Here is a 1053-nt window from a genome sequence, read left to right as displayed (position 1 = left end):
GCAACATTCAAGCTAACGTGACTGATGCCCGCAGTCGCATTCAAGATGTGGATTTTGCCTCAGAAACGGCGCAGTTAACTAAGCAGCAGATTCTGTCACAAACCTCATCAGCTATGTTGTCGCAAGCCAACCAGTTGCCACAAACTGCCTTGTCATTGCTAGGTTAATAACTATTTAGCTAGCGAGTTAAGGAATAACTATAAGCGCAGTGTAATCGCTTTAATTAATTTGCTGAGCTTAAAATCAAAGCAGCCTTTATAGGCTGCTTTTTTGCATTTAAGCTTTTTAAATGCTGTTGCTAAAATAGTCGTTTAAGCGAGTTTATTGCGCGTTAAATCGCCTTTTTTAATTGAATTTAATAAAAAGTTTTAATTTTTTGCTAAAGCTTTTTTAGTCGCCGCCGTTACAGTATTTGTCGAAGATAAGTATCGTCTGACCTGAGTGGCAGGCACTATTAAATATAAGAGAGGCAATACATGGCTATTTCAGTTAATACTAACGTCACTTCAATGAAGGCTCAGAACTCATTAAATGGTGCCAATGGCGGTCTGCAAACGTCAATGGAGCGTTTATCATCAGGGTTGCGCATTAACAGTGCTAAAGATGATGCGGCAGGTCTGCAAATCTCAAACCGTATGACCAGCCAAATCAACGGTATCGGTGTCGCAATGCGTAATGCTAATGATGGCATTTCAATTGCGCAAACTGCAGAAGGTTCAATGCAAGAGTCAACCAACATCTTGCAGCGTATGCGTGACTTATCACTGCAATCAGCTAACGGTTCAAACTCAACTGATGATCGTGAGTCAATGCAGAAAGAGATCTCTTCATTACAAAGTGAATTAACGCGTATTTCAGATACGACGTCTTTCGGTGGTCAGAGTTTGCTTGATGGTTCGTATGGCACTCAAGCATTCCAAATAGGCTCAAATGCTAATGAAACCATTTCGGTATCGCTAAAAGCGACTGGTGCAGACGATATCGGTATTAACGAAGCTAAGGGTGCAGGTACTAGTTTTGGTGTTGCAGATGCAACGGCATTATCAACAAAAA

The 1053-nt window shown here is 41.0% G+C and carries 1 protein-coding gene and 1 pseudogene; both read left to right on the top strand.

What is annotated here, in order from left to right:
- Nucleotides 1–167: flagellin (locus tag BCU91_RS04320; RefSeq protein ID WP_277869332.1), on the top strand; the 167-nt coding region annotated here is incomplete at its 5' end.
- 309 nt (nt 168–476) lie between these two features.
- Nucleotides 477–1053 (top strand): annotated as a pseudogene (locus tag BCU91_RS04315) (flagellin); the annotation flags it as partial.

Source organism: Shewanella sp. 10N.286.52.B9 (genome assembly GCF_002873635.1).
Lineage (GTDB): Bacteria > Pseudomonadota > Gammaproteobacteria > Enterobacterales > Shewanellaceae > Shewanella.
Note: the sequence above shows the minus strand (reverse complement) of the source record. Positions and strands in the feature narration are given on the sequence as shown.